Origin of the sequence: Pantoea cypripedii, assembly GCF_011395035.1 — a bacterium.
Classification (GTDB): Bacteria; Pseudomonadota; Gammaproteobacteria; order Enterobacterales; family Enterobacteriaceae; genus Pantoea; species Pantoea cypripedii_A.
Genome location: NZ_CP024770.1, coordinates 771,707 through 787,865, shown reverse-complemented (window position 1 = coordinate 787,865; position 16,159 = coordinate 771,707). Strand labels below are relative to the sequence as shown.

Sequence of the window (16,159 nt, the reverse complement as noted above, 5' to 3'; positions counted from 1 at the left end):
ATAAATATTCAATAAAGAATTTGTATTCAGGAGCATGCCATGAATCCGTTCGCATTTGAGGTCAGTGACCTGCAAAAAAAAGCACGTGCGATACGCCGTCGGATCATTGAGCTGAACGCCAATAGCCCGGCGGGCGGCCACACCGGGGCCGATCTGTCACAGGTCGAAATTCTGACCGCCCTGTATTTTCGTATCCTTAATTGCGCCCCCGATCGGCTCAACGACCCGATGCGCGACATTTATATCCAGTCGAAGGGACATGCTGTCGGCGGCTACTACTGCGTACTGGCAGAAGCCGGGTTTATCCCGCCAGCATGGTTATCCACTTACCAGCATGCCGATTCCCACCTGCCCGGCCACCCGGTGCGCCATAAAACGCCCGGCATTGAGCTGAATACCGGCGCACTCGGGCACGGTCTGCCCGTGGCCGTTGGTATCGCCCTCGCAGCAAAGAAGGACAACAACCCACGCAAAGTTTTCGTCGTGACCGGGGATGGTGAACTGGCCGAAGGGAGCAACTGGGAAGCCGCCCTGGCCGCCGCGCACTACGGGCTGGATAACCTCATCATCATCAATGACAAAAACAAACTCCAGCTGGCTGGAGCCACCCGGGACATCATGAATACCGACCCACTCGCTGCCAAGTGGCTGGCGTTTGGCCTGAACGTCACGGAATGCCAGGGGAATGATATGCACAGTGTTATCTCCACACTGGAATCCCTGCCAGCCAATGGCAAACCCAATGTGGTTATCGCCAACACGGAAAAAGGCTTCGGTGTTTCTTTTATTCAGGGCAAACCGGAGTGGCATCACCGGGTCCCGAAAGGCGATGAGATCAAACTGGCACTGGAGGAGCTGAAAGATGAGTGAGAAAAAACATCTGGCAACCGTCATGGTTGAAGCCTTTATTGATGCCGTAAACGCAGGAATCGACCTGGTGCCCGTGGTAGCAGATTCCACGTCCACCGCCAAAATCAGCCCCTTTATCCAGGCGTTTCCCGACCGGCTCGTCAACGTAGGGATTGCGGAACAGTCGCTGGTGGGCACTGCGGCTGGCCTGGCGCTGGGCGGAAAGGTTGCCGCCACCTGCAACGCTGCACCTTTTCTGATTTCACGCGCCAATGAACAGATCAAAGTGGACGTCTGTTATAACAACACCAACGTCAAACTGTTTGGCCTTAACGCCGGCGCCAGTTATGGCCCGCTGGCGAGCACCCATCACAGCACCGATGATGTTGCGGTGATGCGCGGCTTTGGCAACATCGAAATTTACGCCCCCTCCTGCCCACAGGAATGCCGCCAGATTATCGATTACGCGTTGCGGCATGTCGGTCCGGTTTATGTTCGCCTGGACGGTAAAAAACTGCCGGTCTTACACGACGACAATTACCAGTTCGCACCAGGCAACATTGACGTGCTGCGTGAAGGCAAGGATCTCGCCCTGGTGGGACTGGGGTCGGCAGTCCACGAGATTGTCGCTGCAGCTGCGCAATTAAGCGATCTCGGCATCTCGGCCACAGTTATTTCTCTGTCATCCATTCGTCCCTGCAATAAATCAGCCCTGGCGGCGGCAATTGCTCATCTTCCCTGGGTTATTTCGGTGGAAGAGCACAACGTCAATGGTGGCGCAGGCAGTATCGTCGCTGAAGTGCTGGCAGAAAATGGCTCCCCTGCCCGCCTGCAACGCTTAGGGGTGGCGGATGGACAATACGCGATTGCTGGCGATCGCCAGACCACGCGGGAACGTCTTGGCATCGATGCTGACAGCGTCAGACGCAGTGCTCTGGCGCTGTTGCAGCGATAATCATCATCCCCGTACCTCACATAAAAATTACAGTCTGTTAAGGAGAATGTCTGAAATGAATACCTATACCTACCCGAAATTTGGTGCCGGTTTGTGGCACTTTGCCAACTATGTCGATCGTTATGCAGTTGATGGCTACGGCCCGGCGCTGAGTACGCTGGAACAGATACGTATCGCCGGGACCGTTGACGACTTATCGTATGTCGATGTGCCTTATCCCTTCACGGAAGGTGTCAGCGTCAGTGACGTGAAAGAAGCGCTGGCAAACGCCGGACTGAAAGCCATCGGCGTCACCCCTGAAATCTACCTGCGCCGCTTCTCACGCGGTGCCTTTACCAACCCGGACCCGGCCATTCGTCAGCAGGCATTCGAACTGATGCATGAAGCGGCCAAAGTGGTGCGTGAGCTGGGGGCTAATTATGTGAAAGTCTGGCCCGGACAGGATGGCTGGGACTATCCCTTCCAGGTAGACCATAAGAATCTGTGGAAGCTGGCGGTGGATGGCATGCGCGAACTCGCCAGCGCCAATCCCGATGTGAAATTCGCCATTGAATATAAGCCGCGCGAGCCACGGGTAAAAATGACCTGGGATTCCGCCGCCCGTACCTTGCTGGGTATCGATGATATCGGGCTGGATAATGTCGGCATTCTGCTGGACTTTGGTCATGCGCTGTTTGCCGGTGAATCTCCTGCCGATTCAGCCCAGTTGATCATCGATCGTGGCCGCCTGTTTGGTATGGACGTCAATGATAACCTGCGTGGCTGGGATGATGACCTGGTGGTGGGTACGGTGCACATGACGGAAATCTTCGAATTCTTCTATGTGCTGAAGATCAATAACTGGCAGGGTGTCTGGCAGCTGGATCAGTTCCCGTTCCGCGAAGACAACGTAGAAGCCGCCAACCTCTCCATTCGCTTCCTCAAGCATATCTATCGCGCGCTGGACAAGCTGGATATCGCAGCCTTACAGGCAGCCCAGGCCGAGCAGAACCCACTCCGGGCGCAGAAGATTATTCAGAACGCGCTGCTGAGTTCAATCGAGTAATCAGGCAATGGCCTTCTGCAAAACGCAGAAGGCCATTTATTACTGGAAAGTAATAAAAATTGTTTGCACAAATCTGAAAAGCCATTCAGAAGCACGAAAAGCGCCCAAAGATAAGTGATGGTGGCTTACCGGAGCGCTTTGGCTAAAAAAACTAAAACGCTTCGTCGCAAACCCGTAGCCGCAGCTTGATGCGTTCTATGTCTTTTGCCTGCACGCCACTTGTGTCACCTTTCTCGTGGAGCTTTTGTCATCCCTTGTGCTTGAAGTCTGGAAACATCAAAGGAAAAGTGATCAGTCTCCGACTTCTTAAAATGATGAGAAGAATTAATTGATCAATATTTAGCCATAGTGAATATTTGAGTCACCGGCGCAAGACGCGCCGGGATTTGATAAGGAGATATCTCATGGGTTATTACATCCTCAAGAAAAGCACAAAAACCGTGCAGAGTCAGAAGTATTATTTCGTATTAAAGGCGAGCAATGGTGAGACCATCGCCACCAGTGAAATGTACTCAACCAGACAGGCAGCGCAGACTGGAATCAGATCAGTGCAACAGAATGGCAGCACCGATGACGTGCGCGATGAGACTTAACGCAGCAACCTAATTTAAGGGCTGATATCAGCCCTTTTTTGTCATGGAGTCACCCTCCCCTAAAGCCGGGCAGCAATCGCAAATTCCACAATGACTTGCTATTAAGTACCTTGTGTTAGCACATTTCGTCCCTGCAGTTATCTGATCAAGCCCGCAATCTGGAAATAACAACTTTGTTCGCAGGGGGTGCCAGTGATATCCTGAAAGCAAGTAACTCTCTGATATGTATGAAAATGAAGAAAGTACGTAATGTCACTAAAGGTGAGAAAACACGCCAACGGCTGCTGGAGGTTTCCGCTGCGCTTTTTGCTGAGCACAGTTATCACGGCACCCGTGTGAGTGACATCGTGAGTGCTGCGGGTGTCACACAGCCCAGTTTTTATAGTTATTTCAAGACGAAAGACGAGATCTATCAGCTGCTGCTGGACAAATTTGATGAGGAACTTGAGGAACTGGTCGTTTCGATGCTGATTGATGCCTCCCTGCCTAAGGAGGACGTGCAGAAGAACATCACTGCCAGCTTCAGGAAATATCTCGACTTCTTCACCCATCACCATCACCTGACAAAAATCAGCATGTTTCAACCGCCGCAGAGTGATGCAACTCGCAACAAGCTGCACAAATGGATTGTGCGCAACATGCATCTGGAACAACAGCGTGGTTTTTTCAGTCAGGAAATCTCGGTGGATGTGCTGGCCGGATGCTATCTCGGCATATTGATCCAGACGCTACTGGAGGAGCCTGACGTCAGCGAGCTTGAAGCTATCAGCCACGAGCGTGGCAAATTTCTGTATGGTGGCCTGACGTATAAAACCGCAAAGTAGCTGTCTCCTCACCTCAATCATTCTGATGAGATCGCCGGGTGACTGGCTGGATTTTGCTATTTCTGCATGTTATACAGAGCAAAAACCAACGTACCCCGCCACACAGGTTATCCGTCAGTAACAAATAACTGATGGGCCTGATGTGGAGCTCTGGAGAGATAATGAAAAAATTGAACATCGCCTTTATCAAAGCCAGCTGGCACAAAGAGATTGTCGGCCAGGCATTAGAAGGTTTCCGTCAGGAATTAACTCAGCAGAATATCGATGCTGAGATCAAAGTGCTGGATGTGCCAGGTGCCTTTGAAATGCCGTTACTCGCTAAACGGCTGGCGGTGACGGGCAAATATGACGCTATCGTCTGCGCTGCGCTGGTGGTGGATGGTGGCATTTATCGCCATGATTTTGTCGCGCAGGCCGTAGTCGATGGGCTGATGCACGTGCAGTTAAGCACCGATGTCCCGGTATTTTCCGTCTCACTGACACCGCATAATTTCCAGCCTGCTGAAGAGTTTATTCAGTTTTATGAAAAACACTTCATTAAAAAAGGCGCAGAAGCTGCGCGCGCGGTGCTGGCGATTGCCAATTTGTCTATTGAGTAATATCAGGCTTCTCGTGATAACAGCGTGATTTATCACGCTGTTATCAGCCAGTTCAAGGCAGTTTAACGCCTGCGCGATAAATTATTGCCCCCGGACAGGACGACCATCTTTAATCCAGTTATCAACCTGCCGCAGAGTCAGGCGATAACGTGCGCAATTGTGTACCTGCAACACACGTAGTTCATTAAGCAATAGCATTCTGAACTGCGCTTTATCTGCAGAATCTATTCCGATGGATGCAATAATCTCTTCAATGTCTTGTCTTTCAACAACGATATAGCGAATTGCGATATTTAAATTTTCCCGTTGAAGAAGTCTGAATGGATCAGGAACACCCATCGCGTCTAAAGTGACTTTATATCTACTAATCGAACGGCGGTATAAATGTTCAAATAAATCAACAGCCAGAGCAACATTGCATTTTTCATAAATACCCATCATGGCGTAGGAATAATCACTCGCATCAGCATCAAGAAAAGACAAAGGCGCGCTATTGTAAATCATCAAAGGAATATTCGCTGCCAGTCGGCTTGTTCTTTTATTTCCGTCTTCAAAGGGTTGAAGATAAGCCAGGTTCACCCAAAGAAAGAATGCGGACTCTACCGGATTTTTAATTTCCCGTGCTTTAGTAACAATACATTCAAACATCTCCTGAAGTAAAAATGGTGTTTGCAGCGGAGTGTAAGTTGTACCACTGATATTAACAATTTTGCTTCTGATCGTGCCCAATACTTCAGGATCCGGCAAAAGGTCCTGCATCAGAATCGAATGTAAGTTACCGATAACCGGTCCAGTCAGTCCATACTCGGGAACAGCATCAACGAGAAACTCAATCGCTTGCTTATGGTTCAACAACATCACTGTATCGAAGTCGCCAGCTTCAGTCCCACTTCTGAAGAGTTCCTCTGTAGCCAGTAATGAATATTTATTTCCTTCCAGTTTTGATGAGGACCATGATAAGTCGATCAATAATTGTTCCAGTACTTTGCGGGCATAGGTGCCAGCAGGCTGCTGACCTGCCATCTGCCCTTCCAGCCTCAGATTTTCCGCAAGAGTTGCCGGAAGTAAAGCGCTGCGGTTTGGAATATAGTTATCAACAAACGATCTCTTGTAGCCCGTAATATCCCTCACTGCCAGTGGTGCCTGAAGGTAATTAAGCAGTGCACGCGCTTCTAAGAGCGGAGACAGCCCTGTATCCTCATGATCTCGCAAGTTTACTGATGAGGAGTGGACACCCGCGATATATCGGGTCCCTCTGCCATTTCCGACCCTTAACAACGTACCTTCATGAAGCAACGGTTCGAGATGCCGCTTAATGGTTGATTTGCCAATATGAAGTGACTGAGCAAGTTCACCTGAACTGAGCGGGATTTTACTGCTGGCGACTATTGCCACAATTTCATCTTTCAGATCCATTACCTCTCCAAAGGGTGCAGTTTATGCCTTGTTTTCCTGACAGGGTAGTTTACGGCCCATTTTAGACGAGATTTACGGTCCACGCATGCATTTTACGGACCGAAAAGAAGGTTTTCGGCCCAAATACACTTTTTACGGCCCATGCCAGGAAATTTACAACCCGTCTTGTTCAATGGGTTGAACACGGCGCTGATGCATTTGCAGAATAATGACGCTTCCGTTGTGAAAGGTCCTTTTCCACTCACCCCAGAGATTCACCACCGCATTGCGGACTTCGATTTATGGGTAACCCGAGGAACGGGAATTTCTTCGATTTAAAAAATATAATTTATTGGAATTTTTTGTTTCATTAACTTATACCTGAATATTACCGCATCATTTCAGCTTTTCCTTCAGACAGGAGAGTATGATGAAACAACATCAACCAACATTACCTTCTCGCCGCACCATTCTCAAACAAACATTGGCTATTTCAGCGCTTTCTGTAACAGGGCTGACAACCTTATTAGTACCATCTATTTCTTTTGCTGCATCACTGAGCAAAGAACAACGTGATAGTATGACGCCAGAGGCCGTGATTGAACATTTTAAACAGGGTAATCTGCGCTTCCGGGAAAATCGACCGTTAAAACATGATTATCTTGCACAAAAGCGAAGCAGTATTTCGGGGCAATATCCAGCCGCAGTGATCCTGAGCTGTATTGACTCGCGAGCACCGGCGGAAATTGTACTGGATGCAGGGATCGGTGAAACATTTAATTCCCGCGTAGCAGGGAATATCAGTAACCGTGACATGCTGGGTAGCATGGAGTTTGCCTGCGCTGTTGCTGGCGCAAAAGTGGTTTTGGTTATGGGGCACACTCGATGTGGAGCAGTGCGGGGGGCCATTGATAATGCTGAATTAGGCAACCTGACGGGACTGCTGGATGAAATTAAACCTGCGATTGGAAAAACAGAATACAGTGGCGAACGCAAAGGCAGCAATTATGACTTTGTTGATGCAGTGGCCAGGAAGAATGTCGAAATGACCATAGATAACATCCGGAAAAATAGTCCTGTATTAAAACAACTGGAGGATGAGAAGAAAATAAAAATTGTTGGAAGTATGTATAATCTCGTCGGCGGGAAGGTTGATTTTTTCGAAGCATAAAAAACAAGAGAACATGAAATACACTTATAAGATCCATTCAAAGATGATGCTCTTTTTCATATTAAGAATGAGGCGATATTTTATCGCCTCTCATTTCCAATGCCATTTATTTACACGATAATAAACAGGTTGTATTTTGTCTATATAAAAATAAATATCTACATCGCTGAAAATTCATGAGACACCACATTCAAAAACCAGTTAATCCCATGCCCGATCACATCATCATTAAAGTCGAAAGCGGGATTATGTAATGGAAAAGAAGGAGCGGAACCCAGCCAGACATAGGCCCCTGGTTTCGATTCTAACATATAACAAAAATCCTCAGATGTCAGAGCAGGATAGCTGCATTCAGAGGAAGATAAATCCGCACTTTCTGCTGCCTGTAGTGCTAATTTTGCTTCCCTGAGATGATTGATGGTTGCCGGATAACAGCGAATGTAATTAAACGATGCCTTTATGCCATGCACTTCGGCGATGTTCATAATATGACGATGTATCTTTTCTTCAATGAGATCCTGTGCTGACCGGGAGAACATGCGGGCAGTCCCGGTGATTTTAGCGTGAGACGGAATCATATTATGGGAGGTTCCACATTCGACTTTCGTTACCGTAATCACCGCTGGCTCACAAGGATGAAGTGCGCGGGAAGTTATGGTGTTCAACATGATAACCATTTCGCTCATCGCCAGAGTGACATCCTGGGTCAGATGAGGCTGGGCCGCATGGCCACCATCACCATAAAGCTCAATTTCAAATATATCACCTGCTGCCATGATGGGACCGGGACATGTCATTAAACTACCAGAATTTAATTCAGGCCAGTTATGTAATGCATAGACGGCATCACAAGGATAGCGCTGAAACAAACCTTCATTAATCATTCTTTTTGCGCCGGCAAGTCCCTCTTCAGCGGGCTGAAAAATAAAGCAGACCTTGCCATCAAAATCGACATTTTTAGCAAGTTCTCTTGCCACTCCCAGCAGAATGGCAGTGTGCCCATCATGACCACAGGCATGCGCAACCCCTGGATTCTTACTTTTCCACGGCTGAGTACCTTTATCCTGCATGGGAAGCGCATCTATATCGGCTCTGAGTCCAATCATACGGTCAGATGTTCCCCTACTGAGGATGCCAACCACGCCGGTTTCTGCAATCCCTGTCTCAACTGCGATGCCCCAACCCGTAAGATAACTGGCTATCAACTTTGCAGTATTATATTCATGGTACCCCAGCTCAGGATTAGCATGAAGTTCACGGCGAATGTTAATTATTTCCTGAAGGTTCAAGTTGTTACTCATCTCTTTAGCCGAATATTAAATTCAATGCAGAATAAACACTTTAATTTAATCACTCAGTAAACCCATGATATGAAATGGTTATGGATCTTCCTGGCGCCAGTTGCTTTTCCATGAAACTCTGGCTGCACAAATATCGTGCATTTGCGCAATGCTAAGTTCAAAGAGTCCATATATACGTGGGATTGGCCGTGTTAAAAAGATGGCATGATTCATGCAATTGTATATACATGTACAAACACGATGCGTTAATGAAATTTTACGGGGACAAAAATGGAACACAAGGTGGTTTCTCAAGAGGACATTCAATTTTTCCAGGAAAATGGTGCCGTCTGCATTCGCAATCTCTTCTCTAAAGAAGAGTTAGCACTGCTGGAAGCGGGAATAGAAGAAAATCTCAGAAACCCCAGTGAGAGAGCCAAAGTTGCCAGCAATGAGAACGATCCAGGCTGGTTCTTCGAAGATTTCTGTAACTGGAATTCAATTCAGCAATACCGGGATTTTATTTTTTCTACCCGCGTAGGGAAGGTTGCTGCTCAACTTATGGGCGGGAATGAGGTCAGGCTTTATCATGACCATCTGCTGGTAAAGGAACCGGGTACAGTACAAAAGACCCCATGGCATCAGGACCAGCCGTATTACAATATTGAAGGTGCAATGAACTGTAGCATGTGGTTACCGGTCGATCCGGTACCGCGGGAATCAACGCTGGAATTTATCGCTGGTTCCCATAAAGGTCCCTGGTTAATGCCCAGAACCTTCAAAGATAATCATGCCAGCTGGTTTCCCGAAGGGAGTCTTGCAGATCTCCCTGATATCGAAGCCGATCGCTCAAAATGGCCAATCTTAGGCTGGGAACTGGAACCCGGTGATGCTTTGTTTTTCCATATGCTGACACTGCATGCTGCCGGTGGAGTATCCGGAAAATCACGCCGCAGAGCATTTTCACTGCGTTTTATGGGGGATGATATTACTCATGCACCTCGTCCATGGAGAACTTCACCAGAGTTTCCGGCTATAAAAGACACCATCCCAGCGGGTTCACCAATGAATCATGAAATTTTTCCCATTCTTTAAATACAAATATTACCAGCGGGTGAATGTAAGCATATGAATAAATTTATTGTAAAAGTATTTTCTGCATTACTTTCGTGCGGAGTGATGGCAAGTGCAATGGCGAAAGATGAGTTAGTCATTGGTTTCGATCCGACATATACACCTTTTGAATATAAGAACGCTGATGGAAGTTATGCCGGTTTCGATTATGCGTTAGGCAATGCCTTATGCCAAAAACTTAAACTTAACTGCGTCTGGAAAGAAGTCGATTTTGACAGTTCTATTGCCGCCCTAAGAGCACGTAAAATTGACGCTATCCTGTCGGCGATGTCCATTACTGAAGAGCGCAGCAAACAGGTTGATTTTACAGTTCCTGTCTATGATGTGCCTACTGCATTGGTCGTCAAATCCGGAAGCCATCTCGCTTTAGGATCATTGCCTTCTGGCACCAATATCGGTGTAACACAAGGTACGACACAAGAGTCATATGCACGTAAAGTCATGCAACCTAAGGGGGTCAATGTTATTTCCTATGAGAGCCAGGATCATGTTTATCAGGATCTCAGTAATGGCAGACTGGATGGGACCTTAACTAACGCGGCAACAGCATCTGAAGGCTTCTTGAAACTCCCGCAGGGAAAAGGATTTGCGATATCACAGCCAACCGTTAACGACACGCAGTATTTTGGCAAAGGAGTTGGCATTGCATTTCGTAAAGGAGATGACGCGCATACTGAAATGTTTAACACTGCGATTACTGAAATGAAGAAAAGTGGTGAGATTGCTAACCTCTCCAAAAAATACTTTAGCTTTGCTGTAAACTAATCGAAAGGCTAAAATCTGCACACTTAAATTATAAAGCCAGAGTAAACTCTGGCTTATTTAGTATCTATTCCCGCGGTGCTTAACAGCATATTGCGTGATGAAATCCACATTTATGTCCGCTGGCATCCCGCCTGACGGCACCTGCATTGCCTCAGGCGGTAAAGAGAAGTCAGGACGCGATTTTCCCGGTTTACTCTTCTGCGGCGATTCTTTTCATCACAGCTCTGACCGCTGCGTCGATTTCTGCCTGCACCTCAGAGGAGATACGGGAGAACTCATAGGTGACCAGGCGTTTTTCGGTATCAATCTTTTTACGGGCAAATTGTTTTTTGTCCTTAAAAACCACCAGATGTTCTGCTACAGGTTTTTTGCCCGGTTTTGGCGTTTTGAGTCTGTTGCTTTCCGCCCGGAAGAACCCAATGATTTTGGCTTTTGTGACAGGGTCATCGATATCAATATCATCATGCTTTTCGATACGCTCACGCACACCCGCAACGATATCGCTGATATCAATTTTTTTGGCTTTCGCTTTGTCGGCGACATCGAGCAGGAACTGATAATCGACGATGGCAAGCTCACTGAGAGAAGGAAAAACGCTGATCATCTCATCAGGCACAGATGCCGCCTGAAGTGCACGCGTGATTTTCGCGGGTGACAGGGCTTCTGCTTTCGCAATCTCCGTCTGGCTCATATCACTGGGATACATCAGTTCCAGACGCTTGCCCAGCTCACGTAAGGTATGTTCTTTTGCGGTCTGGATATCAACTGCCAGCTGACGGGCATCGGCGAGATCCAGCTCATCTTTGGTCACCAGCACTTCAAAGGGGGTGCCGTTATAGATACAGGCCGCACGACGGCGCGAGCCATCCAGGATTTCGATACGGTCATCCACTTCCCTGCCGATTGCAGGGAAGAATTGTTGCAACGTAATCGTTCGGGAGATATCAGCCACCGACTCCTCAGTCAGCAGTGACTGATCGCGTCCGTTAACCGAAGAATCGATATAAGTCTGCGTCTCAATGTCATCGTGCAGCACTTTTGTGAGTACAAACCGGGCTTCTTTTCCAGACTTGAGTACGAATACACGAGCACCTTCGTTTTCACTCAGCATCTTAGAGAAGTTTGAGTTCCCTAATGTACGGCCCATTTTCTTCATGACTTTGGTCATTTAATTCCCCTCACAAATTCGATCCTTTTAAACACCGCCTGGGTAAATCTCTCCGCCTCTCGCTTGGCATTCTTAAGTGCTTCGGCACTGCCCGGATAAGATTGTGGGTCAGCACTTACTATCGTGTCAAAGGTCTCGCCACAACGCTCGAAACCGTCAAGACGCGGTAATGCTGCATCAAGTATGTAAGAGGTAAACACATCCCGGGCGAGGCCGTGAGTCATTTCATGATCACGCTTGGTGGTCATTTTTGACATGAAACCAATGTTGCCCTTAATGCGCGGATTGATCCCCTCCTCTTCCAGCTGCTCAAGCATTTCAGGGAGACGGGTCAGGTATTTGAGTGTTGAATGGAAATCCACCTGCGCAGGCGGCGTTGGCGTTAAAAGCAGATCACTCGCCGCGATAGCGTTAAGCATGAAAGCATCTAAATGCGGCCCGGTATCAACGAAGATAAAGTCGTAATCATTACCCACACGGTCAATGATATTGCGGCGCAGCACCTCTGAAGGCAGAACACCAGGTAAGTGTTCACGCACTAAGTCATTCCACTGGCTGGCGACAAAGCCATCGTCGATGGAGGCAGGGATGATATCGACACCGGGAATGATGGTCGGCTGAATGATGTCACGATGCAGCTGCTCGGCATCAAGATCGTTCAGCATGGCCTGAGCAGCCGTTTCCATGATGGAACCGATACTGTTGGTATGGTTCAGGAACATAGTACTGGAAGCCTGCGGGTCGAGATCGATGACAAGGTTACGCAGATCATACTGCAACAGATCCGGGTGTACGCGCAGCCCATGGGCCAGGGTTACCGTACTGACGGTCTTCGACACCCCACCCTTCAGGTTCACCACGAAAATCACAAAAGGGCCTTTCCCCTCATGAATATCGCGATATTTAGGCACCTTACGATGTGCATAGATATCAACAACATCCTGAACAGTCAGCGCGTAATGTTTAGCGTTACCGGCATCCTTTTTGCCAAACTCGTGGCCAGCCGCTTCCATCTCATCAATCGCCTGCTCTACAGCGCGGCGGCTGAGCTTCGGCATGTTCGCCACGGAGTTGCGGGTAAAGGTCTGATAGTAACGATCGAGGCCGAACTCATGACGCTTATCAACTATGTCGTCACTCATACTGCGCAGCATTGCATTTGCTCTGCGGGCAGTTTCGTCCACGCCACCGTAGTTACTTTTCATACCCTTACTCCATTGGCAAAATTTTCCCTAAGTGTACATGGCATTTTGCTACGTGCAAGATTTTTCGTTTTTCAGAGAAAAGTTGTACGCGCACAAGCAACCTGAACACATCCTGGACAAATATCTTACGGCAATCAGCGCGGTGCATTCAAAGAACCGCATGGGTTAAATGACCCAGCTGTGATCACGACACAGGATTGTCGTTTTTTGCTGCAAAGGTTACCTGTCGTATGCGAGCGTTATTCAGAATAAACGTTGCGGTCATCAACTGTTCTTTCTCTTTCCACTTTATAACTACATAATATTCATATACATAAATTAAATGTGAGCACTTACAAACATTATTGTTAACCTGAAAAAGTTATCGCTCATATGCTTGTATTGTGACGTGACAGGATCACATTAAGGATCCTGCCACTGTTTTGGCTCTTCAAAACAAGAAGATGGATAAAAGGTTTGCCGTCGTATGCTGCCTCCTCACCCCGGAACACTTTTATGGCAAGCCAAACTCCCCCACTCTCCCGAAAAGCCTGACAGGCAGCCAGCAAGCCATCTCCTCCGAAAAAAGTTATCGGTCGTATGCTGGTTATCTTTCTGTTATTTATCAATAGCGTAATAATTTTCTAACTTCTAAGGTTTCCAGTCATATGCCAAAAGTTATCTGTCGTATGCCCACATGGCCAGTAAATACGGGCGCTGGAAATTCACACAACGAACAAATTGTGATCTGATTAGGTTATCAGTCGTATGCAAAAGGTTATCCGTCATATGCCAGAACATGCTCAGGATCCGTTGATCGTCAGACGAATGAGCACTCCGCGAGCAGAGAAGGTTTTCACTCAAGCGAAAAGGTTATCGGTCGTATGCAATGGTTTCCGGTCGTATGCTCAATACCGGATATCCCCTGAGAGAGGTAATCTGCTGTTTTAAGGAATAAAGATCAGGAAAGGTTTGCAGTCGTATGCATGAAGGTTATCTGCCATATGCCCAATATCCCCGAAAGAGGTACGACTGAGAATGACTATGCTTGTTGTCCCATAGACATAAAAACACAACTTTATCATATAGTTAGTATAGAAAATCGGTCGCCCGTCGTTCGTCATAAACCAAAGGTTATCGGCCGTATGCAGGTATGCTGTTGAAGACTATATTAATCTTCAAAAGTTATCAGTCGTATGCTTTCAGATGTGCAACAAGGTAAAAGGTTATCGGTCGTATGCTGAGATGCGTGCCCGTGAGCGGTAAATCCAGACTGGCGTGCCTGATAAGAGGGAACGGAGGATGTTCAACAGGAAACTGCTCATTCATAACTTACTGAATGAGCAGGGAAATATAGAAAGGTTTCCTGTCGTATGCAGGTGAGATTACCCGTGGTGTGAAGTACTCATTAGTTTGAATCGAGGCTGATGAGGATCTTCGCTATCTCTTCCTCGGTGAAGCCGGAATCCTTTAACTTGCTGATTTTTGAGATCATCGCTTCATCCACAATCTGCGGCTCATCATTACTCGATCTTTCGAGCTTCAATGACTTATCCGGGATCAGGTTTGGATTTCGCTTAGTGATGTTGAAATAAACTGACCTGCCTCGCTTGGTTTCGGTGTATTCGAGGTAGTTAATTTCTTTCAGCTCTTCCAGCGCCTTACGCACGATGTGGTTCTGGTAGGCGATACGCGATTTGAGCCTCAGTCGCTCTCTGAGACGTTTCATAGAGACCGGGGCGGGATTTCTGGGAAGACTTTCAATAAACGTGTAGAGAGCCTGTGCGGACTCTTTACGGGGCAAATGGTCAATAGCTTTGAGTCGCAGGTAAACTTTGTAATCCATCTGATAGAGGTCAGCCAGGCGATGATCACCCTCGATCTCAACTTCGTTCTTCGCCATATTGTAATGGGCGCTGTTTACAAGGCCGGTGGTGAGAGATCCGGTATCATTACGGAACTGGATGGTGACACCACGCAGGCGCATCAGCGAATCATCAATGCGCTTCTTCATGTCCTTGTTTGAGCGCTTTGAGTCAAAGCCACAGTTCTGCAGGAATTTAGTGAATGGCAGCTTTAACTTACCTGCAAACGTGCCGTTGTCGTAAATGGAACGGATGATGCCCAGCCAGACCCTGAAATCCGTTGCCATATCGAGTCGCTCTGAGCGGATGGAGATATCTTTGTACCCTTCCCTCTTCACCACTTCTAAATGGTAAAGATCTTCCGTCGCATCAACAGTAGACTTAACGGTGTTGACGGAGCCTTTAGCTTTTGCATGATCGGTATTGGGTACAAACAGTCCCAGTCGCATCAGTGCGACAGGCTGCACCGTTGCTGTTGACGAGGGGTTTAAGTGGACAACTTCACCCGTTTTTTTATTCACCTCGTCGGTCATACTGTCTAAGTCATTGACTTTCTTAGCCATAAACAAGATCCGCTTATCAACAGTTAAATTTGCCGCCGCATATGACCGATAACCTTACCAGCATATGAGTGGAAATCAAAGAGCACACGACAGATAACCCTTTGCATATAAACAGAAACTTTCTGCATCTGACTGGAAACCTTTTGCATATAACTGATAACCTTAAACTATCCTGGAGCCAGTCATATCAAGGCCTGCAGCGATCCGGGATCGTTTTGGCTTTTATAGGATCGATATAAGATCGTATTAAGATCACTTTATTGGATCCAGCCTGTGAATAATGTGGATAAGTTCCTGAGCAGGATAAAGCAACTAAGCGGGTGCTTGCATAGTGCATACAGGCTATTGGGAGGATTCACACATGTGAAAATGTCGTAGCAGGGTTCTTTGAGCAACCCACTCTGCCTGGCTAAGGATTTCACTTCCAGTGAAAATGAGTCGAAAGCTTTCAGGCCCAAACGGAATGGCAAGACATCAGTAAGAATACTAATGGTCTCTCCATCCTTTCACTCCATGATCCCTTTCATATAGGTGCACAAATTCAAGGTTTGGTATATCGGGGATTAGAATGTCAGGAAAGAGAAAGTTCCCCATCCTTAAAATCATTATAACATATTGATTATATTTAATTTGTTGTAGATATTTCAGGTTGAAATACCCAAACGAAAAGTATATTTTTCAATCGTAACACCATCATAATTGAACATTTTCTCCCTATTCGGGGATTTAGTAGACATATCCATAAATTCAAAATCCATTGCTTCACGAA

General features: G+C 47.2%; 14 protein-coding genes. 9 read left to right on the top strand and 5 right to left on the bottom strand.

Annotated features, from left to right (window positions below):
• The first annotated feature begins 39 nt into the window (after window positions 1–39).
• From CUN67_RS27055 to CUN67_RS27030, 6 genes are all read left to right on the top strand, one after another.
• On the top strand, window positions 40–870 hold the full coding sequence (locus CUN67_RS27055) for a transketolase (RefSeq protein WP_208718544.1): 831 nt from the start codon (window positions 40–42) through the stop codon (window positions 868–870).
• The gene (locus CUN67_RS27050) at window positions 863–1,804 is read left to right on the top strand and encodes a transketolase family protein (protein ID WP_208718543.1); all 942 of its coding nucleotides are present in this window, start codon (window positions 863–865) and stop codon (window positions 1,802–1,804) included. Before CUN67_RS27055 ends, CUN67_RS27050 begins: the two co-directional genes overlap by 8 nt.
• Before the next feature lie 55 nt (window positions 1,805–1,859).
• A complete protein-coding gene (locus CUN67_RS27045; RefSeq protein ID WP_208718542.1) occupies window positions 1,860–2,849 on the top strand; it encodes a sugar phosphate isomerase/epimerase family protein in 990 nt (329 codons plus the stop codon).
• A 404-nt stretch (window positions 2,850–3,253) separates the two neighbouring features.
• On the top strand, window positions 3,254–3,442 hold the full coding sequence (locus CUN67_RS27040; protein WP_208718541.1) for a YegP family protein: 189 nt from the start codon (window positions 3,254–3,256) through the stop codon (window positions 3,440–3,442).
• Window positions 3,443–3,675: 233 nt separating this feature from the next.
• Entirely contained in the window at window positions 3,676–4,266 is a 591-nt protein-coding gene (locus CUN67_RS27035) for a TetR/AcrR family transcriptional regulator (RefSeq protein ID WP_208718540.1), read from the top strand.
• A gap of 161 nt (window positions 4,267–4,427) precedes the next feature.
• Window positions 4,428–4,865, top strand: a complete 438-nt coding sequence (locus CUN67_RS27030; RefSeq protein ID WP_208718539.1) for a 6,7-dimethyl-8-ribityllumazine synthase — start codon at window positions 4,428–4,430, stop codon at window positions 4,863–4,865.
• An 81-nt stretch (window positions 4,866–4,946) separates the two neighbouring features.
• Here CUN67_RS27030 and CUN67_RS27025 read toward each other — a convergent pair whose 3' ends face one another.
• A complete protein-coding gene (locus tag CUN67_RS27025) occupies window positions 4,947–6,281 on the bottom strand; it encodes a Fic family protein (RefSeq protein ID WP_208718538.1) in 1,335 nt (444 codons plus the stop codon).
• A gap of 409 nt (window positions 6,282–6,690) precedes the next feature.
• Here CUN67_RS27025 and CUN67_RS27020 point away from each other — a divergent pair, with 409 nt between their 5' ends.
• Window positions 6,691–7,431 carry a carbonic anhydrase gene (locus CUN67_RS27020; protein ID WP_208719541.1) on the top strand — a complete coding sequence of 247 codons (741 nt, stop codon included), beginning with the start codon at window positions 6,691–6,693 and terminating at the stop codon, window positions 7,429–7,431.
• A gap of 158 nt (window positions 7,432–7,589) precedes the next feature.
• Here CUN67_RS27020 and CUN67_RS27015 read toward each other — a convergent pair whose 3' ends face one another.
• On the bottom strand, window positions 7,590–8,732 hold the full coding sequence (locus tag CUN67_RS27015; RefSeq protein WP_208718537.1) for an amidohydrolase: 1,143 nt from the start codon (window positions 8,730–8,732) through the stop codon (window positions 7,590–7,592).
• Between the two features lie 270 nt (window positions 8,733–9,002).
• Between CUN67_RS27015 and CUN67_RS27010 the strand changes: the two genes are divergently transcribed.
• Complete coding sequence (locus tag CUN67_RS27010) at window positions 9,003–9,806, top strand: phytanoyl-CoA dioxygenase family protein (RefSeq protein ID WP_208718536.1); 804 nt, start codon at window positions 9,003–9,005, stop codon at window positions 9,804–9,806.
• Between the two features lie 33 nt (window positions 9,807–9,839).
• A complete protein-coding gene (locus CUN67_RS27005; RefSeq protein ID WP_208718535.1) occupies window positions 9,840–10,610 on the top strand; it encodes a transporter substrate-binding domain-containing protein in 771 nt (256 codons plus the stop codon).
• Between the two features lie 190 nt (window positions 10,611–10,800).
• Here CUN67_RS27005 and CUN67_RS27000 read toward each other — a convergent pair whose 3' ends face one another.
• From CUN67_RS27000 to CUN67_RS26990, 3 genes are all read right to left on the bottom strand, one after another.
• Window positions 10,801–11,778, bottom strand: a complete 978-nt coding sequence (locus tag CUN67_RS27000; protein WP_208718534.1) for a ParB/RepB/Spo0J family partition protein — start codon at window positions 11,776–11,778, stop codon at window positions 10,801–10,803.
• A complete protein-coding gene (locus CUN67_RS26995; protein ID WP_208718533.1) occupies window positions 11,775–12,983 on the bottom strand; it encodes an AAA family ATPase in 1,209 nt (402 codons plus the stop codon). Before CUN67_RS26995 ends, CUN67_RS27000 begins: the two co-directional genes overlap by 4 nt.
• Window positions 12,984–14,370: 1,387 nt before the next feature.
• Complete coding sequence (locus CUN67_RS26990; protein WP_208718532.1) at window positions 14,371–15,390, bottom strand: RepB family plasmid replication initiator protein; 1,020 nt, start codon at window positions 15,388–15,390, stop codon at window positions 14,371–14,373.
• Window positions 15,391–16,159: the final 769 nt, after the last annotated feature.

Coding starts and splice junctions, on each gene's coding strand:
- CUN67_RS27055 (WP_208718544.1), top strand. CDS start 40: ATGAATCCGTTCGCATTTGAGGTCAGTGACCTGCAAAAAAAAGCACGT.
- CUN67_RS27050 (WP_208718543.1), top strand. CDS start 863: ATGAGTGAGAAAAAACATCTGGCAACCGTCATGGTTGAAGCCTTTATT.
- CUN67_RS27045 (WP_208718542.1), top strand. CDS start 1,860: ATGAATACCTATACCTACCCGAAATTTGGTGCCGGTTTGTGGCACTTT.
- CUN67_RS27040 (WP_208718541.1), top strand. CDS start 3,254: ATGGGTTATTACATCCTCAAGAAAAGCACAAAAACCGTGCAGAGTCAG.
- CUN67_RS27035 (WP_208718540.1), top strand. CDS start 3,676: ATGAAGAAAGTACGTAATGTCACTAAAGGTGAGAAAACACGCCAACGG.
- CUN67_RS27030 (WP_208718539.1), top strand. CDS start 4,428: ATGAAAAAATTGAACATCGCCTTTATCAAAGCCAGCTGGCACAAAGAG.
- CUN67_RS27025 (WP_208718538.1), bottom strand. CDS start 6,281: ATGGATCTGAAAGATGAAATTGTGGCAATAGTCGCCAGCAGTAAAATC.
- CUN67_RS27020 (WP_208719541.1), top strand. CDS start 6,691: ATGAAACAACATCAACCAACATTACCTTCTCGCCGCACCATTCTCAAA.
- CUN67_RS27015 (WP_208718537.1), bottom strand. CDS start 8,732: ATGAGTAACAACTTGAACCTTCAGGAAATAATTAACATTCGCCGTGAA.
- CUN67_RS27010 (WP_208718536.1), top strand. CDS start 9,003: ATGGAACACAAGGTGGTTTCTCAAGAGGACATTCAATTTTTCCAGGAA.
- CUN67_RS27005 (WP_208718535.1), top strand. CDS start 9,840: ATGAATAAATTTATTGTAAAAGTATTTTCTGCATTACTTTCGTGCGGA.
- CUN67_RS27000 (WP_208718534.1), bottom strand. CDS start 11,778: ATGACCAAAGTCATGAAGAAAATGGGCCGTACATTAGGGAACTCAAAC.
- CUN67_RS26995 (WP_208718533.1), bottom strand. CDS start 12,983: ATGAAAAGTAACTACGGTGGCGTGGACGAAACTGCCCGCAGAGCAAAT.
- CUN67_RS26990 (WP_208718532.1), bottom strand. CDS start 15,390: ATGGCTAAGAAAGTCAATGACTTAGACAGTATGACCGACGAGGTGAAT.